Source organism: Alteromonas sp. ABH4_456 (assembly GCF_056160645.1).
Genome location: NZ_JBSWXO010000002.1, coordinates 174,527 through 198,059 on the forward strand (window position 1 = coordinate 174,527; position 23,533 = coordinate 198,059).

Consider the following 23,533-nt stretch of genomic DNA (forward strand, 5'->3'; position numbering starts at 1 on the left):
TTACAGAGGTAATACTTCCATTACCAGAACGAACATACCACGGCGTTTCTGCGCCGGTGCTTTTGCGTTGTCATCTTCAAACTCAGCTTCCAGCCAGTACATGCCCGGTTCCTCAAAGGTAACTGCAATCTGGCCGTCAGCGTCAGTTGTAAGGTTCATCGCATCGTCAGTATCACGATACTTTTCACCGTCTTTTACAATAGTCACTTTCGTGCCGGTGGCTGCACCGCCATCCATCAGAAATCCAAGGCTGATTTCTTCACCGGTATACAGGTCATTCGGATGCGTTTTACCATCCAGCTCTAGGCCTTTACCTGAAGGTTTGATGGCATCTTCTGAAGGTTCACCCAGAGTAGCAAATACATTAATACGGCGTGATGATTCGACCACTTCCAGACCGTCTGCTTTTTTCGGTACTGCTTTGTTGAATTCTTCCAGCGTGCCGGTTTTACCGCGACCGGGCCACATCTGGCGCTTACCGTCTGCGTCTTTCCAGAATGCCATCAGCGACTGGGATGCTGTTTCAACACGGTACGTGCCTTCTTCCTTCACATTGATGTCGAAAACACTGCGGTAGCGCAGTTTCTGTTCGTGCTGCTTCGCCACTTCTTTACCGGAAGGCGAAGTTACCGTAATACCTTCTGTGCCCAGTGCGAAGTGATCAGGGGTAAAAATGCCATTTGCCACTGCAGCATCGAAGCTGATCCACTCGTCATCGCCGGACACAACAGTGGTTGTCGGCTTAATCCATGCACGGTGAGCCAGTGCCGGTGTTGCGATTAAAGACAAAGCAACAACGCCGGTACCGATCAGATGTTTAATTTTCATTTATGGCTCCAAAGTTAATTCAATTTCAGACAGTTCCTGCTCACCTTCTGCAACCTGATGTTGCGATGCAGAAACAGGCAATGTGACAGGCACGCTTAATACTTCACGGCCACCCAGTTCCCGGGCAGCTTCAACGTACAGGGTGTATTCTCCGGCAGGAATATCATCGAACTGTCCTGACAAGTCGATGGTGTGCTCACCGGGACGACGGGTAGCACCACTTACACCGTCCATAGGTAAATCGGCACTGCGGCCACTGCGACGCCACCACAGGCGCAAATCTTTCAGCCATTTTTCGCCTTTACCGTTTTCCATTTCCACGTCATACCATACGGCGACGTCTTTTACCCGTTTCTGCTTCGCATCAGCCAGCCAGACGGCAACATAAGGTGCATGGTATTCAGCCACAGATAAACGGGGCAAGGTAACCTTTACTTCACTGGCATGAGACACAACAGGAAAAACAGCGAGAGATAGAGACAGAACGGCACCAGCTAACCCACGGCGTTTTGCTGATGACAATTGGCGTACCACGGTACATCCCATTAACAGACACTCCTTAAATGAACAATTTTAATGTCAGCGCACATTCATATTCCCGGTATATTCCGGGTCGGAATCTTCCCCTTTCTCCTGATAAGCCCGCCGGAACAAGCTATTTATCCCGTTGTCCTACAGATTGAACGTGATGGAATCGACTCTTTCAGCCCGCACCCTTATTCTGGCTGAGTAAGGATTATCAAGAAATGAGAATTATTTCCATTTAGACTAAACTGACTCGCATGAATTCTCAACTCATTTCTTCTGAGATTTCACAGGAATCATTCGCTATATGAACACCAAGCTTCTCCGTTCGCTGCAAATTTTCGTTGAAGTTGCTAATACCAGCAACATGAGTATCGCAGCCAAAAAACTTCACATGACCGTGTCTGCCATCAGCCAGCAGTTGCGCAAACTGGAACAGGAAATCGGACTCAGTCTGTTTAACCGTAACACCAGACACATCAGCCTGACAGAGGCCGGTCACATTTATTATAAAACCAGCATGGAACTTATCCGTGTAGCAGAAGAGGCTCAGCACCAGATTGAGCAACTTCAGGAAACACCCTCAGGCCGCTTACGTATTGTCGCGCCGGAAGGGTTCGGTGGTGGTCTGCTGAGTAAACCTTTGCAGGCATTACTGTCTGAATTTCCGAAAATTAAAGTGGCACTGGAATTAACCAGCCAGACTACTGATGTCATTGCCAGCGGTGCGGATCTTGCGATTTCATTGCAGGAAGTAAACGACGTCAATCTGCACTGCCGTCATCTGGCCACCTGGGATCTGATTGTCTGTGTGGCAGCAAATCATCCGCTGGCAGATCTGGATACCGTTAACAGTACTGATCTGGCACCCCATGCGTATATTTCTCATCCGGGAATGCGGGATTATGTGGAATCACAGGAAGGAAAAGATAAAGCGCTCCCTAATCCGCCCCGTCTGATGGTGGACTCGGTACAAGCTTTGATCCGTCTGACTCTGGATGGTCTTGGTTATGCCGTGCTGCCTGAGCCGGAAGTCAGAGAGTACATTGAAACTGGCAAACTGGTAAACATTCTGCCTGAATGGAAAGCGTCGAAATATGATGTCTACGCGGTTGCACCGAAGCATGATGCAACACCAGTAAAAACACTGGCTGCGGTTAAGTGTTTGCAGGAATCTTTTTCACTGATATAGAACGCTTTGTTCTAAATGAAAAAAGGCCGGTTAAACCGGCCTTTTTTCATTTATTGGCGTAAACGGGGTGAGATACCGCTTTGTTCACTAGTTGTGAAGTTCGTGTGCCCCGTGCCTTATAGCGATATTGCTTACCGGTACGGGTTTCATTTTCAGCCCGGCTTTCGCCTGTTTTAATGGCTTTTCCACGTTTACGTTGAATTTTGATCGTATCAAGACACATAGTTATCACTCCTGACTAACTTAGACATGCCTGAGCTATTCGCCCGCGGTCGTTAAACCGCGCATATTGTATAGCCCGGGATGATAATCCTTACTGCCGGTTTGTCGCTCAGTTTATGCTGACTGGCGCATCCGGAAATTCATACTCACTGTTGATAAAGCACATTTCAGACCAGACTGATTTTTGACACATGCCTCATTCTCCCGAAACGCCCGTATGGTCAAGCTTTGAGCAAAACCATCTGGTATAACATCTTTCCTCAAACTGGATTTTTAACCGCGAATAAAGGATGATAGCGGCACTTTCGAATGTAAAATTGGCATAGCAGTGTGTATGCCTTTACCATTTATCTATTACCAGGACTTAGGGAACTTCTATGTATAAATTGGTACTTATCCGTCACGGCGAAAGTCAGTGGAATCTGGAAAACCGCTTCACTGGCTGGCACGATGTGGATTTGACTGAAACCGGCGTTGCGCAAGCACAGAACGCGGGTAAACTGATGAAAGATGCAGGCTTTGAGTTTGACATCGCTTATACCTCTGTACTGCTGCGCGCAATCAAAACACTGAACATCGCGCTGGAAGAAATGGGACAGCATTACCTGCCTGTACAACGCCACTGGCGCCTGAACGAACGTCACTACGGTGGTCTGACAGGTCTGGATAAAGCAGAAACTGCAGCAAAACATGGTGAAGATCAGGTGAAAATCTGGCGTCGCAGCTTCGACGTACCACCTCCGGCAGTTGAAGAAAGTAGCGAACACTTCCCGGGCCACGACCGTCGTTACAGCCATGTTGATCCAAGCATTCTGCCCCGCGCAGAGAGTCTGGCGCTGACCATCGACCGCGTACTGCCGTACTGGCATGACGTTATCCGTCCGACCATTCAGGATGGCAAACGCGTTGTTATTGCCGCTCACGGTAACAGCCTGCGCGCGCTGGTTAAGTATCTGGACGGAATGTCAGAAGAAGAAGTACTGGAACTGAACATCCCTACCGGTGTACCTCTGGTATACGAACTGGATGCCGATCTGAAACCAATTTCTAAAGAATACCTGGGCGACCCTGAAGCGATCAAAGCGATGATGGATGCCGTTGCCAAACAAGGTAAAGCGAAGTAATTCTTATCTATCAGGCACACGCTGAAAGACAGCGTGTGCCTTATCTTCATTCTTAAGCTTTTCTTAAGTTTCTGTCTGTATGATTCCATCTGATTCGCAGTACAACGTTATGTTGAAGAGGAACTCAGTTGGATCTTTCTGTCATTATTCCTGCCAAAAATGAGCAGGACAATATTGCCCCTCTCGTTGAAGAACTTATTCAGACTCCCGGTCTGCAATGCCTTTACGAAATTATTTATGTTGATGATGGCAGTACTGATGACACCGCCGGCAGGATACTGGCTGTGAGCAGAACCGCTTCTGTGCCTGTACGACTCATCCGGCACAAACGCTCTGTGGGACAAAGCACCGCCATATTTACCGGCGTAGCCCATGCAAGTGGAAAACTGATTGTCACCCTTGACGCTGACGGCCAGAACAATCCTGCTGATATACCCGCCATGCTGAAAGCCGCTGCTGCATTTTCTGATTCAGAACATTTCTGTATCGCCGGTTACCGCAAAGCCCGTAAAGATACAGCCTGGAAGCGATTTCAATCAAAAGTCGCCAACAAGATTCGCAGCTCACTGCTTGGTGATGACACACCTGATACCGGATGCGGGCTGAAAGTTTTTCCCGCAGAAACATTCAGACGCCTGCCGTATTTTGATCACATGCACCGGTTCTTACCTGCCCTCATCCGCCGGATGGGCGGTAAAATTGTGGTTATTGAAGTCTCACACCGCGACCGTCAAACCGGTACATCCAAATACAATATGCTGGGCCGTCTGGGTGTAGGGATAGTGGATTTATTTGGTGTGCTCTGGCTGCAAAAACGCTGCAAACATGCGGACATCATCAGTGAATAACCCAGCCGGGAAATTCACTGTGTCGCAGATCAGGCCAGTCTTACTTAAGCTCTTTTTTGTTGTGCTGATAATCTGTGGTGTGAGCTATGCCATTGATGTTCTGCCTTCTTTTTCCGAATTTAACCAGCAGTGGATTGATGCGCACACCCGCAATAACGGCCTTAAGGGTGCTTTGCTGTTTTTAGTAGTTGCTGTCTGCTTACTCTCTGTCGGCGTGCCGAGGCAAGGTGTTGCCTTTCTCGGCGGCTATGCATTCGGGTTCACTGAGGGCTTTGTGTATTCAACCCTTGCTGCAACAGCGAGCTGCTCCCTTTGCTTTCTTGTCTCGCGCCTGCTTGCCCGGAAACTTGTACAGCGACTGTTCCCGGTAAAAATTATCAGGATCAGTAGCTTCCTGTCCGGCCAGACCTTTTTGAAAGCCTTTGTGATTCGCTTGCTACCGCTGGGTAACAACTTAATTACCAATGTAATAGCCGGAGTAAAGACGGTTAAACCCCTGCCTTTCATTACAGGATCTGCACTGGGTTATATGCCGCAAATGGCAATCTTCGCGCTGATGGGTAAAGGTATCGTCGTACAGTCAGGTTGGAAACTCGCTTTCAGTGTGTGCATGCTGGGTGTCTCAATGCTGCTCAGCATCTATCTGTATCGTCGCTACAAAACAGATAAAATGTTGAATAACTCTCCGCCTTCCTGTCCGGCAAAGTCAGCTCACAGCAGTACGTCATACAGGGCAGAGGTAAAGTAAATCATGTGCAGCACAAAAGCGGTCTCTCAGCCATCAACAGCATGGCTGGCGCATCCTTACTTACCCTGGCTTTTCTTTTTGTTCTCAGCAGTGCTTATACTGGCCGGTACCGGTTTACGCTCCCCATGGCCCGCAGATGAGCCCAGGTTTGCCCTTATCTCAAAAGAAATGGTGGAGTCGGGGCAATGGCTCTTTCCACTAAGGGGCGGCGAGTATTATCCGGATAAGCCACCCGTTTTTATGTGGTCTATCGCGGTGTTCTATGCGCTTACCGGCTCACTGAAGCTGGCCTTTCTGCTTCCGTCCGCCCTCTGCAGCTTACTGACTTTATTTTTGGTGTATAACCTGGGAAGCCGGTTATGGAACAGGCAAACCGGTCTGGTAGCAGCAGCAACTTTGTTGTTCAGTTTTCAATTCGTCTTGCAGGCAAAGTCTGCACAGATTGATGCGATGGAGACATGCTGGATTACCCTCGGTTGCTACGGTATGTTGCGCTTCATGCTGACAGAGCGGCGCTGGCGCTGGTACTTCACGGCCTTCTTTTTCATGGGCGTGGGAGTGATAACCAAAGGGGTCGGATTTCTGCCTGTATTCATGCTGATCCCTTATGCGTTATATGTTTTCAGGTTTAAGCAAAGCGGAACGACTTCTTTTCGTGATATTGGCAAATGGCTCGCCGGCCCGGCGATTATGCTTGTCACTATCGGCTTGTGGTTAGTTCCCATGTTACTGGTTGTCGACAACAGTCATGACCCGTTGCTGCAACAGTACCGTGACAACATCCTGTTCCGCCAGACAGTCACCCGTTATGCAGACTCCTGGCACCATATCAAACCATTCTGGTATTACGTGCTCAATGTGATACCCGCATTCTGGATGCCCTTAAGTGTTGCATTACCCTGGTTGGTCCCGAACTGGATAAAAGCACTCCGTGCCGGTGACGGCAGAATACTTATTCCGCTGGGCTGGGTATTGCTGGTTTTGATTTTCTTCAGCATCAGTCCGGGCAAACGGGGAGTGTATATATTGCCGGCACTTCCTATGCTGGCACTGATTGCCAGTCCATACGTTACAGAGATTGTAAAACGTAGCGGGTTTAACAGGTTAGTCACAGTTATCATCAGCGCACTTTCTCTGGTGTTGCTAACGGCAGGTGTTGCCGGACTTACCGGTGTCGAAAAGTTACTCACATTGCAGGAAAAATTTGAGGTTACGCCCTGGTGGTGGTTTATCTTTACCGGCAGTTGCGGGCTGGTAACCGTGCTTTTTGTTCGCGGAAAGAATACTCCGTTGCGCTGGCCGGTTTTTATGTCCTTATTGTGGGTTTCATGGAGCACATGGGGATATGTGCTGTTGGAAAATGTGAAAACACCGGTTAATGTTTACGACAATATCCGTGCGCACCATGGCGATAACATCGAAGTCGGCCTGGTAGATTTTGCTGAACAATTTATATTATTTTCGCCATATCCGGTTACCCATTTTGGCTTTCACACACCCACTGAAAAACAACTGGCCAAAGCCTACGTATGGCTGGAAGAAAACCCCTCCCGGTTTGTTCTTACAAGCAAAAATAATCTGAAGGGGCTGTGTTTTGACTCAGAGAAAGCAGAGCCTGCCGGTTATGCACACCGTAACGAATGGGTTTTATTGTCGTCTGACAGCAAACTGGGGCAGTGTACAATTTCCGCTGACGGGATCCCTGAATACCATTACCGGCCGGCAGCCAGGTAATGCTGGTTACCAGAAACTGTCCACCACACTCAGAATTGCCTGCCAGGCAGGTTTTACAGACGGATAGGTACCGTCCTGCCGTAAACCGTTGTGCTGGCGGTTTGTCAGCATAATGACAATCAGATCATCGTCAGGCCGGAACATCAGTTGAGTACCGGTAAAGCCGGCATGACCGAAGCTTTCCCGTCCCTCCCCGTCTTCGTAACGCCAGAAACCCAGCGCCTGACCTGTATCGTAAGGCGTATTCAGAAACGCAGCCAGCGTCTCAGGCCCGGTCAGCATGGCGTTACCATAACCACCACCGTTGAGCAGCGTCTGGCAATAGATTGCCAGATCCGGCAGAGCAGAAAACAGACCGGCATGACCTGCCACACCTTCCAGTGCGTACCAGGCGTTGCCGTCGTTCACCTCGCCAGTTAACGTGTAATCGCGGTAGCTATCGAAATTGCGCTCAAAAGGCGGATTTTCTACTACAGGGTATGGTGTGGATGAATTTACCATGTGTTGCTCGTAGGGATTGCCCTGCGACGTGGCGGCGATATTATCCAGCCAGCTTTCCGGTGGTAAATAGCGGGTTCTGTTCATGCCCAGAGGACGATGAACGAACGTGTATACGTAGTCGTTAAGCGGCATTTTACTGATCTGTTCAACGATTTTACCCAGTAACATAAAACCAATATCAGAATATGCCCGTTTTTCAGCAATCCCGTAACGTCGTTCCAGCGACGCCAGCCAGGCGAAGACAGAATCACGGCTTTGCCTTTTGTGCAGCCAGAGTGGTTGCCACTCCCATAGGCCGCTGCGGTGGGTCAGCAGTTGCTGCACAGTGATACCGGCTTTATCTGTTTGACTGAAGCCGGGCAGCAAGTCGCCCAACGTGTCGTCCAGTGACAACCGGTGTTCACTGACCAGATGCATCACCGCAGCAGTGGTAGAGACCACCTTCGTCACGGACGCCAAATCAAAAACCGTGTCTGCCGTGACCTTGCGGGGAGATGACAGCGAATGCAGACGCCCGGAGTTCATTAACTGATACTTCGCCATACCCTGCCCCGCGGAATACAGCACCTTGCCTTGTCTGGCGACAAGGAGAGCGACGCCGGGAAACAGGTGTTTATCGGGGTCAGTGCCAATAAATGGCTGCAACGTTTGTTGCAATGCCTTTCTTTGCGCGGCGTTTAATCCTTCTTCAGGACTTGCAAATTCCAGTTCCGGATAGTCTACCGACACCGCTACATCGCCGGTTTTCACCTGTACTGACAGTGCATTTTCACCGGTTTTCACCGCATCTTTACTGGTCAGTATATATTGCGCATTTTCAGCCGGATCCAGTGTGCCGTCAAAGACCACCCGGTCATTCACTTTAATGCGCGCTTCGCTGACAACAGCCGGCATAATACGCAATCTGGCGTGGTCACCGGGCACTGAAAATACACCAGTGAGAGGTGTTGAGGTTGCTTCAGACTGCAATACCAGTTGCCCCTGCAACTGTGCGGCATGGGCTGACACACTGGTCGCCATGCCGATAACAGCGGCTTTCAGAAACATCCGGAATGGTTTAGTCATGAGCCCCGGGCGTGCTTACCTCGTCCAGAGATACCGGGATCCCGCCCTGCGGCTTTAACATGCCGGTAAGTACTCTCACCAGGCTGTCCATCGTGCCGCCAGTATAGGGCGCGTCAGGTTCATCAGACAGGGCATACACATTGGCGTTATAAGTCGCCAGCACCGCATCGCTGAAGGTATTCAGTTGCATGGCGTCGTAAGGCATCCGCAAATACACCAGGATACTGCGTTTTCCTGTTTCTTTGACTTGTTCGAGTAATGAAGGCAATAAAGCCTGCGCCTCATCAAACCCCATGATCTGCTTTTTATTAACATCCATATCTTCCATACCGCCCAGTTCTACCAGACTGGGCGCCGGTGTCATGCTGCCAACCACTACGGTATCTGCCTGCGCCATGGCACTGTCCAGCGAAGGCCTGTTAAGTTGCTGCAAGCTCATGCAGGTAACCTGCTGCTGCGGACGGTACAGTGACATGTGATAAGACACCGCACGGCATACGGTTTCTTCCGGCATAAGGACCAGTACGTTGCCGGTTTCCGGAATGACAAAGTCAGCAGGTTTGCCTTTAACAACCGCGATGGCAGCATCGGCAAGTAACTGGGCACGACGCTTGTTGTCTGCCAGAGAAGCCGCCAGTTTTTCAGGTGACGGGGTAAAGTGTGCAGCCAGCCCGAAGTCAGCTTTTGTTTTCCGGATCCTTGCGGCAGATTCTGCAATTAACTCTCTGTCGAGCTCACCCTGCAATACCTTTTGTGTAAGGGCATCGAGTAATTCATTGAAGGCGCGGATACCACTGTCACTGTGGACCGGCAGTGGCATCACGACGATATCCGTACCGGCAGAAAATGAAGCCGCTACCGCATCAGTCTGGTCAAAGAATTTTGCGATGCCGGCCATGTTCATGGCATCAGACACGATGAGCCCTTTAAAACCCAGCTCATCACGCAGGATCCCGGAGAGGATTTTTTTCGACAATGTCGCCGGCTTAATTTGTAGCTGACCGGACTTGTCGTTGAGTTTACTGTCATCTAATTGCGGATACTGAATATGCGCCGTCATTACCATGGCCGGCGACACCTCACGGATAATCGTTTTAAACGGGTACAAGTCCACCGCATCAATTATTTCGCGGCTGTGATCGACCACCGGCAATGCCAGATGGCTGTCTGTGTGAGTATCACCATGGCCGGGAAAGTGCTTCAGTGTGGCCAGAATCCCCTGCGACTGCATGGCTTCAACCTGCGCTTCGCCGGCCTGCGCCACCACTTTCGGATCCTGCCCGAAAGAACGCACGTTAATGACAGGATTCGCCAGATTGGCGTTTACATCCACATTGGGAGCGAAGTTGGTATTAATACCTAACAGCTTAAGCTCCTGCGCCATGATTTCAGCGCTTTCACGGGCAAAGCGGGTACCATGTTTTCCGATGGTTGCGCCAATCGCCATATTGCCGGCAAAGTCAGTTGTGAAGACCCGCGGAGTTCTGAATACACGCCCCCCTTCCTGATCAACGGCAATAAACAGCGGCTCTCCGTCACTTTTCCCCGTCGCAGCCTGCTGCAAATCGCTGGTCAGCGAGGCAATCTGGCCTGGCCAGGATAAGTTTTCACTGAACAAAATGACGCCGCCCACGCCGGACTCAGCGACGAAGTCTTTTAACTCCTGCGGTAAAACCGTTACCGGCTCGCGGCATTTTTCTTCGTTGCCGGCACAAAAATAGCGGAAGTCAGGCATGAGTTTTTGCGCAATATCGCGCCGTATACTTTGCGTATCAGTGTCAGCAGTCATAGCATTAGCAGGAGTCAGGTTAAGGCAGCTTAAGCATACCGCTATTTGAAAATATCGTCTGCTCAAGTGGCGGATTAGTGGCATAGAATATCTGTACCCCGATAGTCAGTAATCGTAATTCAGGAATTGGCTGAGAGATTTTTTATCCCATGTTACATTTTTGATCAAGAATATTTTATTTTTATATGCTAGGTTTGTCATGTGTATTTGCCCTGAAACCTGCTTCCGGATAAGTAGTAAAAAGCGGTTTCCGGCACCCTGTACCGGCACAAATACCTAACCGGCAAAAGATGATTATGAATAAATTTATTGAGCGCCTGTACCATATTGGTAGCAAACCACAGCGAAAAATTCTCGGACTAATGAGCGGTACATCGCTGGACGGCCTGGATATCGCCTTGTGTAACATCACTGGCTCAGGAAAAGAGACTGAAGCCCGTATCGAGAGGTTTATGACTGTCGATTATGACGTCAAATTCCGCCAGGCAATTCAACGTGTATTTGCAAAGCGTGATGTAGACTTGCAGGAAGTCACGTTACTGAATGCGTGGGTTGGCGAATATCATGCGTCTTTAATCAATAAGGCATTGAACCAGTGGCAAGTGGGTAAAGAAGAAATCGACTGTATTGCCAGTCACGGTCAGACCATTTATCACTGCCCGCGGGAACAGCACGGTTTGCCTGAATACGGCAACGGCACATTACAAATCGGCGATGGTGACCGGATTGCTACAGGCACCGGCATTATTACACTCTCTGATTTTCGTCAGAAACACATCGCCGCAGGTGGTGAAGGCGCGCCACTGGCGGTTTACGGAGATTTCCTCGTATTCAGCCACGAACAGGAAAACCGTGTTTTACTGAACATCGGCGGCATCGCCAATTTCACCTGGCTGCCCGCAGGTAATCATCCCGCTAAAGTATTCAGCACCGATATCGGCCCGGGCAATACCATCATTGATGCCTTTGTATCCCGGCACTATGCACGGCAGCGCTTCGATAAAGACGGCGCCATCGCATTGTCAGGAAACGTGAATGAAAATCTGCTTAATGAATTGCTACGCCATGATTTCTTTTCCTGTCCTGTGCCGAAAACCACCGGACCCGAGGTATTCAACCTGGATTATCTGAATCAGGCACGATTACACAGTCAAACCCTGTACATTCCTAACGAAGACGTTATAGCAACACTGACAGCATTTACTGCTAAAGCGATTGCCCACGGCATTATCATGACTGCCACCAGTACATCAGCGATAATGGTGTACGTGAGCGGGGGCGGCGCGCGAAATAAAGCACTCATGGCAGCTATCGCGGATGAACTGCCGGACTTTATCAGTCTTAAAAATTTGTCTGAACTGGGCATAGATGCTGATGCGAAAGAAGCCCTGCTATTTGCCATTCTCGCCAATGAAACGCTGGCCGGCAGCCCTTGCTTTGAAGGCAATCTGTTCGGTATTCCCAATACCAACATGGGGAAAATAAGCCTGCCATAGACGAGTGTTCAACACGGGTTTACGTCAGCACAGGTTTACGGGTAGCAGTGTGACAGGGAAAAGAGCGTGCCCGGTGAAGGGCACTAAGTATTTGTTATTCCCTTAGCCGATATTCTTTCCGCGCATTCGCTGCAACGTACCGTCTTTATCTATGATGTGATGTTTAAGCGCCCCCGCCACATGAAGAATGATGGCTGCGATGAGCAGATAGCCCACTATCTCGTGCACTTCACCTGCCACCTCTGAAAGGCCTTCGTTTCTTGGCAGCACATCCTGAGGATTAACGGGGTCATGGTTAGCGGGAAATAAATCAAACCCGAAAAACGGAACGTTATGCCCGCCCATCGATGACATGATGATGCCGGACACTGGCAGGATAAGCGTACCGGGGATCAGTACCCAGTGAATCACACCGGCCAGCATATGCTCCCACGCTTTATAGTTTCCCGCCGGCACCGGCCAGCCATTTTTCACCCGCCATACGGCACGGGCAAAAGCAAATACCAGAACGACCACACCAAAAGATTTGTGTAACGGATACAGGCTGTAGTCATGATTCTCTGTCATGTAAATACCGACAGCTAATAAAGCGATCATCAATATCGCCACTATCCAGTGAAGAGACACGGTGATTTTACTGAACTGAAATTTCGAATCTGCACTCATAGGCTTTCCCATCCTTATAATTTGGGGTCTGAGTTAAACCGGACCGGGCGGTCAGACACGCTACTAAAGTCTGATATTTAATGCATATTTATACCTATAATAACCACTTTAAAAGCATGGAAATAGATAAATTTCATTTTATTTCAGCTAATTAAGTAAAACTAAACTTTTGACTAACTCACATAGCTGCCGAATAAAAGTACCATAAATATGAATACTAATAACAATGCGCGAGAAATGAGATGTTAGCTTTTAAGTCTACATACGAAAAAGAAATCGCCGGATTAACACAGGCGATTAACGAACATAAAGCCTTTTCTGACGCAGTAAAACGTCACAATGCCTACGTTATTTTCACGCCGGATGGCAACGTGATTGAATGCAATCAGATCTTTTCGTCTATTTTCGGTTTTCAAGGCAGTGATTTGATTGGTCAGCACCACAGTGCACTGTGTTTCAGTGAGCTAACAAACAGTACCGCTTATGCAGCATTTTGGCGTGACTTGCGCGACGGCCATGCCCAAACCGGTCAGTTTCACCGTAAACACCGCAGTGGTGAAGGTGTGTGGTTGGAGGCTTCTTATGAACCCATTCTGGATGAAAACGGAAAAGTAACTGCAGTACTTAAAATTTGCTGCGACATCACTGAGCAAAAAGAAACAGCAGAAGCCAACAAAGCGATTTCTGATGCCCTGGACCGTTCAATGGCAGTGATTGAATTTACCCCGGACGGCACAATCCTTAACGCAAACGGGAATTTTCTGGCCACCGTGGGCTACAGCCTGAACCAGATTCAGGGTCAGCATCACCGCATGTTCTGCTACGAAGATTTCTACATCGACAATCCTAATTTCTGGGACATTCTCGCAGCGGGCAATTTCCAGTCCGGCCAGTTTAAACGCAAGAATGCAGCGGGCGAAGTGCTGTGGCTTGAAGCCACGTACAATCCCATTTATTCCGCTGATGGCAGAGTTTATAAAGTTATCAAGTTTGCCTCAGACATCACACAAAAAGTGATTGAACAAAGTAACATTGCCAGTGCATCAGAGCACGCGGTGTCGATTTCAGAAGAAACGTCACAAATTGCATTACGGGGAACAGAATCACTGACCAATTCCGTGGATGTATTTAACGCCACTTTGAAAGAAGTTGATCAGGCAAACGTACTGATTGAGCAACTGACTGCCCAGTCAGCCAACATTGAGTCCATCGTTTCTACCATCCGCAGCATTGCTGATCAAACCAACCTGCTGGCGCTGAATGCGGCTATCGAGGCAGCCCGTGCCGGCGATCAGGGACGTGGCTTTGCCGTGGTAGCAGACGAAGTACGCCAACTGGCTAAACGCACCAGTGATTCCACGGTAGAGATTGAATCAGTAGTAGGTGAAAACAAAGGTCTGGCGCAGCAAGCCAGTGAGAAAATGACCGAAGTGAAATCCAAAGTTGACCTGAATGCTGAGCAAATCGGCAGTGTGCAGGCTGTGATGGATGAAATATATCAGGGTGCGGTAAGCGTAACAGAAAACGTTGCCCGTATCATGAACCAGTAAGTCCAACCGACTAGGGGCAAGGACGCCCCGAACTTCGGGACGCCATACCGTATGACTACGACGTTTTATGGTGCCATGTGGATCACAGAACGGATGCTCTTTCCTTCGTGCATCAAATCAAACGCTTCGTTGATTTCTCCCAATGGCATAGTGTGGGTGATGAAGTCATTCAGGGCGAATTTACCCGCCAGATAATCTTCAACAATGCCGGGCAGTTGCGAACGACCTTTTACGCCGCCAAATGCAGTACCACGCCATACACGACCGGTCACTAACTGGAACGGGCGGGTTGAAATTTCCTGGCCGGCACCGGCTACACCGATGATCACTGATTCACCCCAACCTTTGTGGCAACATTCCAGTGCAGAGCGCATCACATTCACGTTGCCGATACATTCAAAAGAATAATCAACGCCGCCGTCGGTTAGTTCAACAATCACCTCCTGTACCGGCTTGTCATAGTCTTTAGGGTTGATGCAGTCAGTCGCCCCTAATTTCTTAGCCAGTTCAAACTTGGATTCATTCAAATCGATACCGATAATGCGGCCTGCTCCCGCCATGGTTGCACCGATAATGGCAGATAAGCCAATACCGCCAAGTCCGAAGATAGCAACGGTGTCACCTTCCTGAACTTTCGCCGTATTGAGTACCGCGCCCATACCTGTGGTCACACCGCAACCCAGCAGGCACACTTCTTCCAGTGGCGCATCAGGATTAACTTTAGCCAGCGAAATTTCAGGCAGAACGGTGTACTCGGAGAACGTGGAGCAACCCATATAATGATAAATTGGCTTACCATTACAACTGAAACGGGTTGTACCGTCAGGCATCAAACCTTTCCCCTGAGTTTCACGTACCGCGCTGCATAAATTGGTTTTACCTGATGTACAGAATTTACATTCTCCGCACTCGGCGGTGTAAAGCGGGATAACATGGTCGCCCACTTTCAGAGAGGTTACCCCTTCGCCAACTGACTCAACAATACCACCGCCTTCGTGGCCCATGATGGCAGGAAATACGCCTTCAGGATCCTCACCCGACAGGGTAAACGCGTCGGTGTGACACACGCCTGTGGCAAGAATTTTTACCCGCACTTCACCCGCTTTAGGTGGTGCAACCTGAATTTCTTCAATAGACAGCGGCGCTTTCGCTTCCCACGCTACCGCGGCTTTACAAGTAATTACGTCAGCCATGTTGTTTTATCCTTTATTCGATGTGTGTCGCACTATTCTAAACAGTCGCAGTTATGTAACAATACACGCAATATGAAAATCACTTTTTCATAAATGCAATAATAGACCCATTTACCAGCAGGGCTTTATGAACAGAGACGGTATTGTTGAATTTGTGGCGGTTGTTGAGCAGCGCAGCTTTACGCTGGCAGCGAAAAAACTGCGTATCTCTACCGCAAAAGTAAGCCGCCAGGTCAGTGCACTGGAAACCCGTCTGTCATCGAGGCTGTTAAACCGCACCACCCGTGTGGTGACGCCGACAGAGCTTGGTCAGCAGTTCTATCATCAATGCCGTCACATTCTCGACCAGCTTGATGACGCAGAACGTTTCGTCTCCGAACAACAGCTCACGCCTTCAGGTAAACTCATGCTTACTGCCCCCGTAACTTACGGTGAGCGGATCATCGCACCGGTCGTTAATGACTTTCTTACGCTGCATCCCCGCATTGAGGTCAGCCTGAATCTGACAAATCAGGTTGTGGACTTAGTACAGGAAAACTACGATCTGGCTATCCGGCTTGGTCACCTCGAGAGCTCATCACTGATTGCACGCCGGTTAGGCTCGCGGACGTTATTCACCTGTGCCTCACCGGAATACTTTGAGCAGCATGGCCTGCCTCAGTCGGTAGCCGACCTTGCCAGACATCAGTGCATTGCCGGCACATCGGCCCACTGGCAATTTAATGTAAATGGCAGAGTCGTCACCTACCGGCTTCCTAACGCACGACTGCGTTGCAACAGTGGCGTGGGGATCCGCGATGCAGCACGCAAGCATCTGGGCATCATTCAACTGCCTGATTATTATGTCGCTGATGATATCGAAGCTGGCCGTCTGAAAGTGATACTGCCGGCCCAACAAATCGATGATGACGGGATATGGGCGGTATACCCGCAAACCCGTCATGTATCAACCAAAGTCCGGTTATTGCTGGACTATCTGGTTACCCGCTTAGGCCCCGGCGCGTAAATCGGCACCACAGGGCCGGCTTTGCCGGTTCACGCCTTATGCCGGAATTCCCGGTTCAGGGCTTTCAGGTTCGGGTTCAGGGGGCTGTCCCGTAATGCTGGCAATAAGGTCTGCCGCATTTTTATGTCGGAATGCACGATACTCTTCCCAGTCAAATGACTTCAGAAACGCCACAGCCGCATCACAGCCATTTACAATCAGTTTTTCTTTGTCTTCCGGCGACATATCAAAGTCGAGCCAGCCAATGTCTGTTGTATCAATTTCCTTCACCACCCGGTTGTAGTCTTCAAAATGCTCATGGCGGTATTCTTTATCAGTGTTGCCTTTGGCAATATCCACCACATTAGAGATAAAGTTCAGCAGCGATGAGTTGTCGAAGCGATCTACATCAAAGCCCAGCTTGGCACCGAATGTGGGCATTGAAGGCACCTTGCTGGGTTTCGCGTGAAATTCGTCAAAGGGAAAATTTGATAACAGGCCGCCATCGACGAAGGACACCGACTCGCCATACTTCTGAGGGTCTTTCAGCGTCACCGAAAAATCCCGTTGAAGCCGGTCTTTCACATCGCTGTAAGGGGGGATGTTTGTCAGCGTGAAGGGATCAAAAAAGATGGGAATAGACATGCTGGCACGGGCAAAATCTGCAACGGGCGCATCGTTTTCCGGGCGGTAGAATAAATCGGCGTCTTTAGGAAAGGTCACCTCAACACCCACGGCCATACAACTGGCTTTTACTGCCAGTCCGCCGAACGGGGCGGATTTATCATATGCGAACCGCGACGGATGGTTCAGGGTAACCGTTTCCGGCAGTGTCCATTTGGATGCCAGGCCGGTGAGATGAGACGCGCCGAAAGGCTTCAATACTTTACGTTCCATCCAGTCGTAAAAGGTTTGACCGGGGTTTAACCCCCGCTTTGCTTTCAGCCGTTTGTAACCGGAAATTACACCCTTCGTCCAGCGCCAGCCTTTGCTGAACATATTACCGCCACCGGGATTCTGCACCACATCCCTGACGGCTTTAGGTCCGTCGACAAAACTGAAAAATGCCACTTCATCCAGCACATCTGCAATCGCCATGGTTTTAGGCTGATCCGGTGTACCGGCTGCACTCAGCCCTATCGCATTGATTGCACCGGCAGACGTGCCGGCTATTTTACGAAAACGAACATTGCACTGTTCAAGCACATAGGTATAGCCCACGAGGCCAAGCCCGAGCATGCCGCCGCCTTCCATCACAAGGTCGACGAAATAGTACTTTTCACCGTCTTTTTCGAAATATACATCTGACCAGGCTTTGCTTTTCAACTCAGCCGGGATTGAATAGACCGACAATATGTCCTTCACAGACTTAGCCGGTGTAGTTTGCGCGTTCATTACAGCCTCCCTGTCCATAATTTGTTCAATATGCTAACGCAGGGTAGGATTAATGCAATGGTCATTCTGTACTAAGCCAATACCATTTATGAATAAAACCGTCTCTGAGATTGAATTAAGACACAGAACCCTGCGTTTACCCCCCGGTGAAAATGCGCCACTGATTGGTTCAAAGCAGCACTACCGGGAAGAACTGAAAAAGTGGCAGAAAAAACTGCTGCATGTTCAGCAGGCCATTTATCACCAGAAAAAACGGGCAATTGTGGTTTTCGAGGGCTGGGATGCATCCGGTAAGGGCGGCGCCATCAGGCGTCTGACCGGCCATCTGGATCCCAGAGGGTTTGCCGTGCACCCCATTGCAGCCCCCACCACTGAAGAACAGGGAAGGCACTATTTATACCGGTTTCAGACAAGGTTACCCAAGCTCGGTCGTATCGCCATTTTCGACCGTTCCTGGTATGGTAGGGTACTGGTGGAAAGAGTGGAACAACTGACACCTGATGATGCCTGGCAACGTGCCTACCGGGAAATTAATGAGTTTGAACGGATGTTGTCTGATGATGGCGTCCGCATCATTAAGCTGTTTTTACACATCTCTCCCAACGAGCAGCTACGCCGCTTCGAAGAGCGGCTGCACAATCCCTACAAACGCTGGAAGCTTACAGAAGAAGATATCCGCAACCGCAGTAAGTGGACTGATTACGCATCAGCAACCGAAGACATGTTTGATGAGACGGATACCCGCCCGGCTCCCTGGCACCTGATACAGGCAGAACACAAATGGTATGCACGGGTGGAAGTTTTAAAGAAGGTTGTGAAGGCATTGCGAAAAGGCACCGACATCACACCACCGCCACCGGATGAGAAACTCATCCGTCTGGCAGAGCAAAAATTGGGGATAAGCGTGCCGGATACAGACATGCCGGAGCCGCAACAGTCAGAGCAGGATAACTAAAACGTCAGCTTGTATTTCTCAAGCTGGTAGTAGTAAGGAAGCGCTTGCTCACAAACTTCCTGTAATGTCTCTGAAAGTACCGGTACAGGTTTCCGTGCCGTGGCTTTAAGCCCGGTACTTGCCCACACCGCATTGTACCAGTGCTCTGCCCAGACGCCGTCAGCTTTGTTGCCGCCAGCCGGCCAGCTGAGCATGCCCGCATCGTAAGGTATCCCGATGGCTTCACACAGCGCCTTCAGCCCCGTCGCCGGGTCAGTCAGCAAATCGTCACTGTCAATCACCACCGGCGGTTCGCCGTTCAGCGTCATCTGGCGGTTAAATAACTCCGCTTGCTGACGGATGCCGATATCATCCAGCACCGGCTTTTCCCGTTTTTCATTGTAGCTGGCAATCACCCTTGCCGGATGACGTAGCAGAAACACGTTAATCACATCGTCTGTCCAGGCCAGCGGAAATGCCGGTAACATGTGATGTGACATGTGCTTCTGATAGAAAATATCTTTACCGTCAGGGACCGGACCCAGGCATTGCGCAATAACCTCAGAAGCACGCTGTGGTTGCGATGCCAGTATCGCTTCCTGCATCGGGTGCACTTCCCCGCTTTCCTTCAGATACGCCGCGTAAAAGGGCTCGTCAACTACCGCGCAGTCGCTGCGGGCGGCAAACGCATACATCATCGCTGTCGATAAGTTTCTGGGGCCGGACCACATAGCAATACGCATCAGTGTGTCTCCTTAACCAGTTGATAATATGCCTCTCTTATCTGCTGCGTGACCGGTCCCGGGTGCACATCGCCAATTGCTCTGCCATCAATGTGGGATACCGGCGTCTGTGCGCCAAACGTGCCGGTAAGGAAGGCCTCGTCAGCACCATAGGTTTCAACCAGCGAGTAATTACGCTGATGCACCTTCAGTCCAATCCGCTCACACACGTCGATCACTTTCTGCCGGGTAATACCGTTCATGCTGTAATCGCCGGTAGAGGTCCAGACCTCGCCTTTTCGTACAATAAAGAAATTACAGGCGTTGGTGGTGTTTACAAACCCGTTTACATCCAGCATCAGCGCTTCATCGGCACCGGCTTTTTCGGCGGCAATACAGGCCAGTATGCAATTGAGCTTGGAATGAGAGTTGAGTTTAGGATCCTGCGTCATGGGCAGGCCACGCATATGCGGCACAGTAGCCAGCTTGATAGGCCGCGCAATGGACGCTTTGGAGTGCTCACAGATGATAACCAGCGTGGGACCGTGCACAGAAAGCGCCGGATGCTGAAACGGCTTTTTCTTTTTGCCCCGGGTAAACATCAGCCGTGCATGTACATCGGTATGCATGTTATTGGCTTTACGGGTGGCTTCCAGCGCCTCTGTAACCTGCGCCCTGGTCATGCCTAAATCCATGTCGACCACTTTTGCAGCTTCAAAAAGCCGGTCCATATGCTCATCCAGAAAAGCCCATTTGCCGTCGTATAACCGCAAGCCTTCCCAGATGCCGTCACCTAACATAAAGCCACTGTCGTATACCGACACTTTGGCTTCGTCGCGGTGAACAATGTCACCGTTCACATAAATGAGAATATCATCATTACGCGCATCTTCCGCTGCGGTATGGGTAGAGACATCCGCCATACTCATTGATTGTTTTTCCTTTTTTTGTACAGCCAGAAAAACAAAAATACCGGCTGACGACCCGTAAAGTAAAGTCGTACCGCCGGTATTTGCGATGATATTAAGCGATGATTAGTTAAACAGATCTTTCAGCTTGTCTTTGCCTTTCTCCATTAACTTCTCTTTTTCTTCATCGATTTTTTCCTGCACTTTCTCTTTGGCTTTTTCTGCCAGCACTTTTTTCGCTTCTGCTTTTGCCTGTTTGATGGCGTTATCCAGCATCTGATTTACGATAGCCGCACCGACCTGATCAGCCGGTAAACCGTCAGGCTGACCAATGGCACCGGCACTGAACGTTGGCAGAGTGACTTCATACGCTTTTTTATCAATTTTGAAATCACCGGTTTCCAGGTTTTCAAAATTCAGTTTCAGCTTCGCGTTACTCACCGTTACCGCATCCACAATCAGTTTTGGCGCCGGAGCGGAAGATGGCTCTGCAGGCTGGCTGTCGCCCTGGGGCAGGTTAGCCATCAAATTCTTTTTAATGACCATCAGGTTGCCCTGTCCGGATGCATCTACTTCGTACAGGATTTCCGGACCGTCTACAGTCACTTCCTGAATGCGGTAAGGCTCTTCGGTAGCCCCTGCGAGATCTAATGTCACACCGTCAAGGCTGAACGCGTCTTCTTCACTGAATCCGTCAGGATTTTCCACATCAATGTCAGTGATAGTCAGGCGTCCGTCACTGAAAGACAAATCCACAGCCGACACGGTAACCGGCGTAGCCAGATATTTTGTACCCTGTGTTTCAATTTGTTCGCGGATAAAGTCATTGGCACCACTGGCCAGATAAACCACACCGCCGGCAATCACCACAATAACCAGCAATAAAATAACCAGAACTTTCTTCATTACTTCTCCCTGCATAAATGAGATTAAATACCGCACGGTTCACGGCATTTGCGCGTATTCCCTGTATCAGTGTTTGAACGACTGCTTTACACGGTTTACGGCGTTTAGGTTTTCCATACGACCACTGCCTGTTATTGTGATCACAACACTGCATCAGACAACGTCTTTTTGCAGTCACAAGACTAATTTGAAGAGTAAAGGAAAGCAATGAATAAACTCTCATGGGTGCTGGCATCAGCACCGCTGTTATTTGCTTGCTCCCAGCCGGCAGACAACACCACAACGACAGAATCAAAACCAGCCAGTGCACAACACACTGAGCACCAATCCACGATGGCATCAGGTACGGATTATCATTCATTTTCGAACCCTGACGCAGTGCGGGTAACACATTTGGATCTGGATTTAACCGCAGACTTCGACAACCGTGAGCTTACCGGTACAGTAACGCTGGACTTCGACCGTATTCAACCGGATGCGGACACGTTAATCGTTGATACCCGCGCACTGGATATCAAACAGGTAACCGCAAATGGTAAAGCCGTTGAATTTACCCTGGGTGAAGAGGACGAAAATCTGGGTTCTCCCCTGTCGATAGCCTTACCTGCATCGGCCAGTGCTGTCACTATCGACTATGTGACTTCACCGGAAGCATCCGGCGTGCAGTGGCTTACTCCGGCACAGACTCAGGGCAAAGAACATCCGTTCCTGTTCACTCAGGCTCAGGCCATTCATGCGCGCAGTTTCATTCCGCTGCAGGATTCACCTCAGGTCAGAGTCACTTACGACGCCCGTATTCATACTCCGGCAGATTTGCTGGCAGTCATGAGTGCGTCGAATGACCCCGATACGCCCCGTGACGGCGATTACAGCTTTACCATGCCTCAGCCTGTACCTTCTTACCTGATTGCTCTTGCCATTGGTCACCTTGAGTTCAAACCTATGGGTGAACGTACCGGCGTGTACGCCGAGCCTGAAATTCTCGATGCAGCCGCCGCCGAGTTTGAAGATACGGAAAGCATGCTGGAGCTGACAGAAAAAACCTACGGCCCCTACAGCTGGGACCGTTATGACCTGCTGATCCTGCCACCCTCCTTTCCTTTTGGTGGTATGGAAAATCCCCGTCTGTCATTCATCACCCCTACGGTGATTGCCGGCGACAAAAGTCTGGTTTCCCTGATTGCCCATGAGCTGGCGCACAGCTGGTCGGGTAATACTGTGACCAACGCCACCTGGCGGGATTTGTGGCTGAATGAGGGTTTTACCACCTATCTGACTTACCGCATTATGGAAATGTTGTACGGTACAGACCGCTTTAACATGGAGGCGGTACTGGGCTATCAAAGCCTTGAAGCAGATATCGCTGCGCTGCCGGCCAATGATGAAATACTTGCGGTAGATTTACGCGGGCGCAACCCTGACGATGTATTTTCGGATATCCCTTACGAGAAAGGTGCGCTGTTTCTCCGTGAACTGGAGCAAAAGGTAGGGCGCGACAACTTCGACGCTTTCCTGATGCAATACTTTAAGCATTTTGCTTTCCAAAGTATCACCACAGACACCTTCATGGCGTATCTGGAAGACACGCTGCTGAAACAATATCCGGACAAGCTCGACAAGCAACGCATTGAAGAATGGGTGTTTAAGCCGGGCATTCCTGATGGTGCACCTGTGCCGGCGTCTGATGCCTTTGATAAAGTGGACAGTCAGCGCACTGCCTGGTTAAATGGCGATAAGCCTGCTGCAGACATCAAAACAGCAAACTGGACAACCCACGAATGGCTGTATTTCCTGAATAACATGCCTTCTTCACTGTCTGCTGCGCAGTTAAAAGATCTGGATTCTGCCTTTGATCTTACCAACAGCCATAATAACGAAATTGCGCACAGCTGGCTGATGATTGCCGTACAGAATGAATACAAGCCGGCCTGGCCCCGTTTGCATGATTACCTGGTTGAAATAGGCCGCAATAAGCTGGTGAAACCGCTCTACCGGGCGCTGTCGCAAACACCGGAAGGGAAAGCGTTTGCGAAAAAGGCATTTGAAGAAGCAAAACCCGGCTATCACCCGCTGACGGTGCATGCGAATGAAGGCTTCGTAGAGGACTGACATCCTTATTTAGCATTAAATAAATGTCAGAAGGCCGTATCAGCGTAACGTGATACGGCTTTTTTTATCACTTTTGTTCTGAAAACGCCGCCC

At 49.8% G+C, this 23,533-nt stretch carries 21 protein-coding genes; 10 read left to right on the forward strand and 11 right to left on the reverse strand.

Annotated elements, in window-relative coordinates:
• Both ACXAG2_RS03820 and ACXAG2_RS03825 read right to left on the reverse strand, forming a co-directional pair.
• Window positions 1-828 carry a DUF4198 domain-containing protein gene (locus ACXAG2_RS03820; RefSeq protein ID WP_119502963.1) on the reverse strand — a complete coding sequence of 276 codons (828 nt, stop codon included), beginning with the start codon at window positions 826-828 and terminating at the stop codon, window positions 1-3.
• A complete protein-coding gene (locus ACXAG2_RS03825) occupies window positions 829-1,374 on the reverse strand; it encodes a DUF2271 domain-containing protein (protein ID WP_474841857.1) in 546 nt (181 codons plus the stop codon).
• 286 nt (window positions 1,375-1,660) lie between these two features.
• On the opposite strand from ACXAG2_RS03825, the gene ACXAG2_RS03830 reads away from it, so the two are divergent.
• Window positions 1,661-2,545 (forward strand): LysR family transcriptional regulator, encoded by an 885-nt coding sequence (locus tag ACXAG2_RS03830; protein ID WP_349590303.1) that lies wholly within the window; start codon window positions 1,661-1,663, stop codon window positions 2,543-2,545.
• A 46-nt stretch (window positions 2,546-2,591) separates the two neighbouring features.
• Here ACXAG2_RS03830 and ACXAG2_RS03835 read toward each other — a convergent pair whose 3' ends face one another.
• Window positions 2,592-2,768, reverse strand: coding sequence for a hypothetical protein (locus tag ACXAG2_RS03835; RefSeq protein WP_474864683.1), 177 nt, complete (start codon window positions 2,766-2,768; stop codon window positions 2,592-2,594).
• Between the two features lie 376 nt (window positions 2,769-3,144).
• Between ACXAG2_RS03835 and gpmA the strand changes: the two genes are divergently transcribed.
• From gpmA to ACXAG2_RS03855, 4 genes are all read left to right on the forward strand, one after another.
• Window positions 3,145-3,891, forward strand: a complete 747-nt coding sequence (gpmA, locus tag ACXAG2_RS03840; protein WP_119502966.1) for a 2,3-diphosphoglycerate-dependent phosphoglycerate mutase — start codon at window positions 3,145-3,147, stop codon at window positions 3,889-3,891.
• 128 nt (window positions 3,892-4,019) lie between these two features.
• Window positions 4,020-4,739, forward strand: coding sequence for a glycosyltransferase family 2 protein (locus ACXAG2_RS03845; protein ID WP_474864685.1), 720 nt, complete (start codon window positions 4,020-4,022; stop codon window positions 4,737-4,739).
• Window positions 4,740-4,758: 19 nt separating this feature from the next.
• Window positions 4,759-5,487, forward strand: a complete 729-nt coding sequence (locus ACXAG2_RS03850; RefSeq protein ID WP_474864687.1) for a TVP38/TMEM64 family protein — start codon at window positions 4,759-4,761, stop codon at window positions 5,485-5,487.
• 3 nt (window positions 5,488-5,490) lie between these two features.
• Window positions 5,491-7,221, forward strand: a complete 1,731-nt coding sequence (locus ACXAG2_RS03855) for an ArnT family glycosyltransferase (protein WP_474864689.1) — start codon at window positions 5,491-5,493, stop codon at window positions 7,219-7,221.
• Between the two features lie 6 nt (window positions 7,222-7,227).
• Here ACXAG2_RS03855 and ACXAG2_RS03860 read toward each other — a convergent pair whose 3' ends face one another.
• Together ACXAG2_RS03860 and ACXAG2_RS03865 are read right to left on the reverse strand one after the other, a co-directional pair.
• On the reverse strand, window positions 7,228-8,787 hold the full coding sequence (locus tag ACXAG2_RS03860) for a serine hydrolase domain-containing protein (RefSeq protein WP_474864690.1): 1,560 nt from the start codon (window positions 8,785-8,787) through the stop codon (window positions 7,228-7,230).
• Entirely contained in the window at window positions 8,780-10,576 is a 1,797-nt protein-coding gene (locus ACXAG2_RS03865) for a glycoside hydrolase family 3 protein (RefSeq protein ID WP_474864692.1), read from the reverse strand. Before ACXAG2_RS03865 ends, ACXAG2_RS03860 begins: the two co-directional genes overlap by 8 nt.
• A gap of 296 nt (window positions 10,577-10,872) precedes the next feature.
• On the opposite strand from ACXAG2_RS03865, the gene ACXAG2_RS03870 reads away from it, so the two are divergent.
• The gene (locus ACXAG2_RS03870; RefSeq protein WP_474864694.1) at window positions 10,873-12,072 is read left to right on the forward strand and encodes an anhydro-N-acetylmuramic acid kinase; all 1,200 of its coding nucleotides are present in this window, start codon (window positions 10,873-10,875) and stop codon (window positions 12,070-12,072) included.
• Window positions 12,073-12,174: 102 nt separating this feature from the next.
• Here ACXAG2_RS03870 and ACXAG2_RS03875 read toward each other — a convergent pair whose 3' ends face one another.
• Window positions 12,175-12,738 (reverse strand): cytochrome b, encoded by a 564-nt coding sequence (locus ACXAG2_RS03875; RefSeq protein ID WP_474864695.1) that lies wholly within the window; start codon window positions 12,736-12,738, stop codon window positions 12,175-12,177.
• A 242-nt stretch (window positions 12,739-12,980) separates the two neighbouring features.
• On the opposite strand from ACXAG2_RS03875, the gene ACXAG2_RS03880 reads away from it, so the two are divergent.
• Window positions 12,981-14,288, forward strand: coding sequence for a methyl-accepting chemotaxis protein (locus ACXAG2_RS03880; protein ID WP_474864696.1), 1,308 nt, complete (start codon window positions 12,981-12,983; stop codon window positions 14,286-14,288).
• 65 nt (window positions 14,289-14,353) lie between these two features.
• Here the strand turns inward: ACXAG2_RS03880 and ACXAG2_RS03885 are convergent, their stop codons facing one another.
• A complete protein-coding gene (locus ACXAG2_RS03885) occupies window positions 14,354-15,481 on the reverse strand; it encodes an S-(hydroxymethyl)glutathione dehydrogenase/class III alcohol dehydrogenase (protein WP_474864698.1) in 1,128 nt (375 codons plus the stop codon).
• A 127-nt stretch (window positions 15,482-15,608) separates the two neighbouring features.
• On the opposite strand from ACXAG2_RS03885, the gene ACXAG2_RS03890 reads away from it, so the two are divergent.
• Entirely contained in the window at window positions 15,609-16,487 is an 879-nt protein-coding gene (locus ACXAG2_RS03890; RefSeq protein ID WP_474864699.1) for a LysR family transcriptional regulator, read from the forward strand.
• A gap of 36 nt (window positions 16,488-16,523) precedes the next feature.
• Here ACXAG2_RS03890 and ACXAG2_RS03895 read toward each other — a convergent pair whose 3' ends face one another.
• Entirely contained in the window at window positions 16,524-17,861 is a 1,338-nt protein-coding gene (locus tag ACXAG2_RS03895) for a patatin-like phospholipase family protein (RefSeq protein WP_474864701.1), read from the reverse strand.
• An 88-nt stretch (window positions 17,862-17,949) separates the two neighbouring features.
• On the opposite strand from ACXAG2_RS03895, the gene ACXAG2_RS03900 reads away from it, so the two are divergent.
• Window positions 17,950-18,816: a polyphosphate kinase 2 family protein gene (locus ACXAG2_RS03900; protein ID WP_474864702.1), complete on the forward strand. Its 867-nt coding sequence runs from the start codon at window positions 17,950-17,952 to the stop codon at window positions 18,814-18,816.
• Here the strand turns inward: ACXAG2_RS03900 and ACXAG2_RS03905 are convergent.
• The 3 genes from ACXAG2_RS03905 to ACXAG2_RS03915 form a co-directional block, all read right to left on the reverse strand.
• Window positions 18,813-19,538 carry a sulfotransferase-like domain-containing protein gene (locus tag ACXAG2_RS03905; RefSeq protein ID WP_474864704.1) on the reverse strand — a complete coding sequence of 242 codons (726 nt, stop codon included), beginning with the start codon at window positions 19,536-19,538 and terminating at the stop codon, window positions 18,813-18,815. The two genes, ACXAG2_RS03900 and ACXAG2_RS03905, sit on opposite strands and share 4 nt — an antisense overlap.
• Entirely contained in the window at window positions 19,538-20,446 is a 909-nt protein-coding gene (locus ACXAG2_RS03910; protein WP_474864705.1) for a D-amino acid aminotransferase, read from the reverse strand. The genes ACXAG2_RS03905 and ACXAG2_RS03910 overlap by 1 nt, the downstream gene beginning before the upstream one ends.
• Window positions 20,447-20,551: 105 nt before the next feature.
• Window positions 20,552-21,331 (reverse strand): AsmA family protein, encoded by a 780-nt coding sequence (locus tag ACXAG2_RS03915; RefSeq protein ID WP_303572265.1) that lies wholly within the window; start codon window positions 21,329-21,331, stop codon window positions 20,552-20,554.
• 207 nt (window positions 21,332-21,538) lie between these two features.
• Here ACXAG2_RS03915 and ACXAG2_RS03920 point away from each other — a divergent pair, with 207 nt between their 5' ends.
• Window positions 21,539-23,440, forward strand: coding sequence for a M1 family metallopeptidase (locus ACXAG2_RS03920; protein ID WP_474864706.1), 1,902 nt, complete (start codon window positions 21,539-21,541; stop codon window positions 23,438-23,440).
• The last annotated feature ends 93 nt before the right edge of the window (window positions 23,441-23,533 follow it).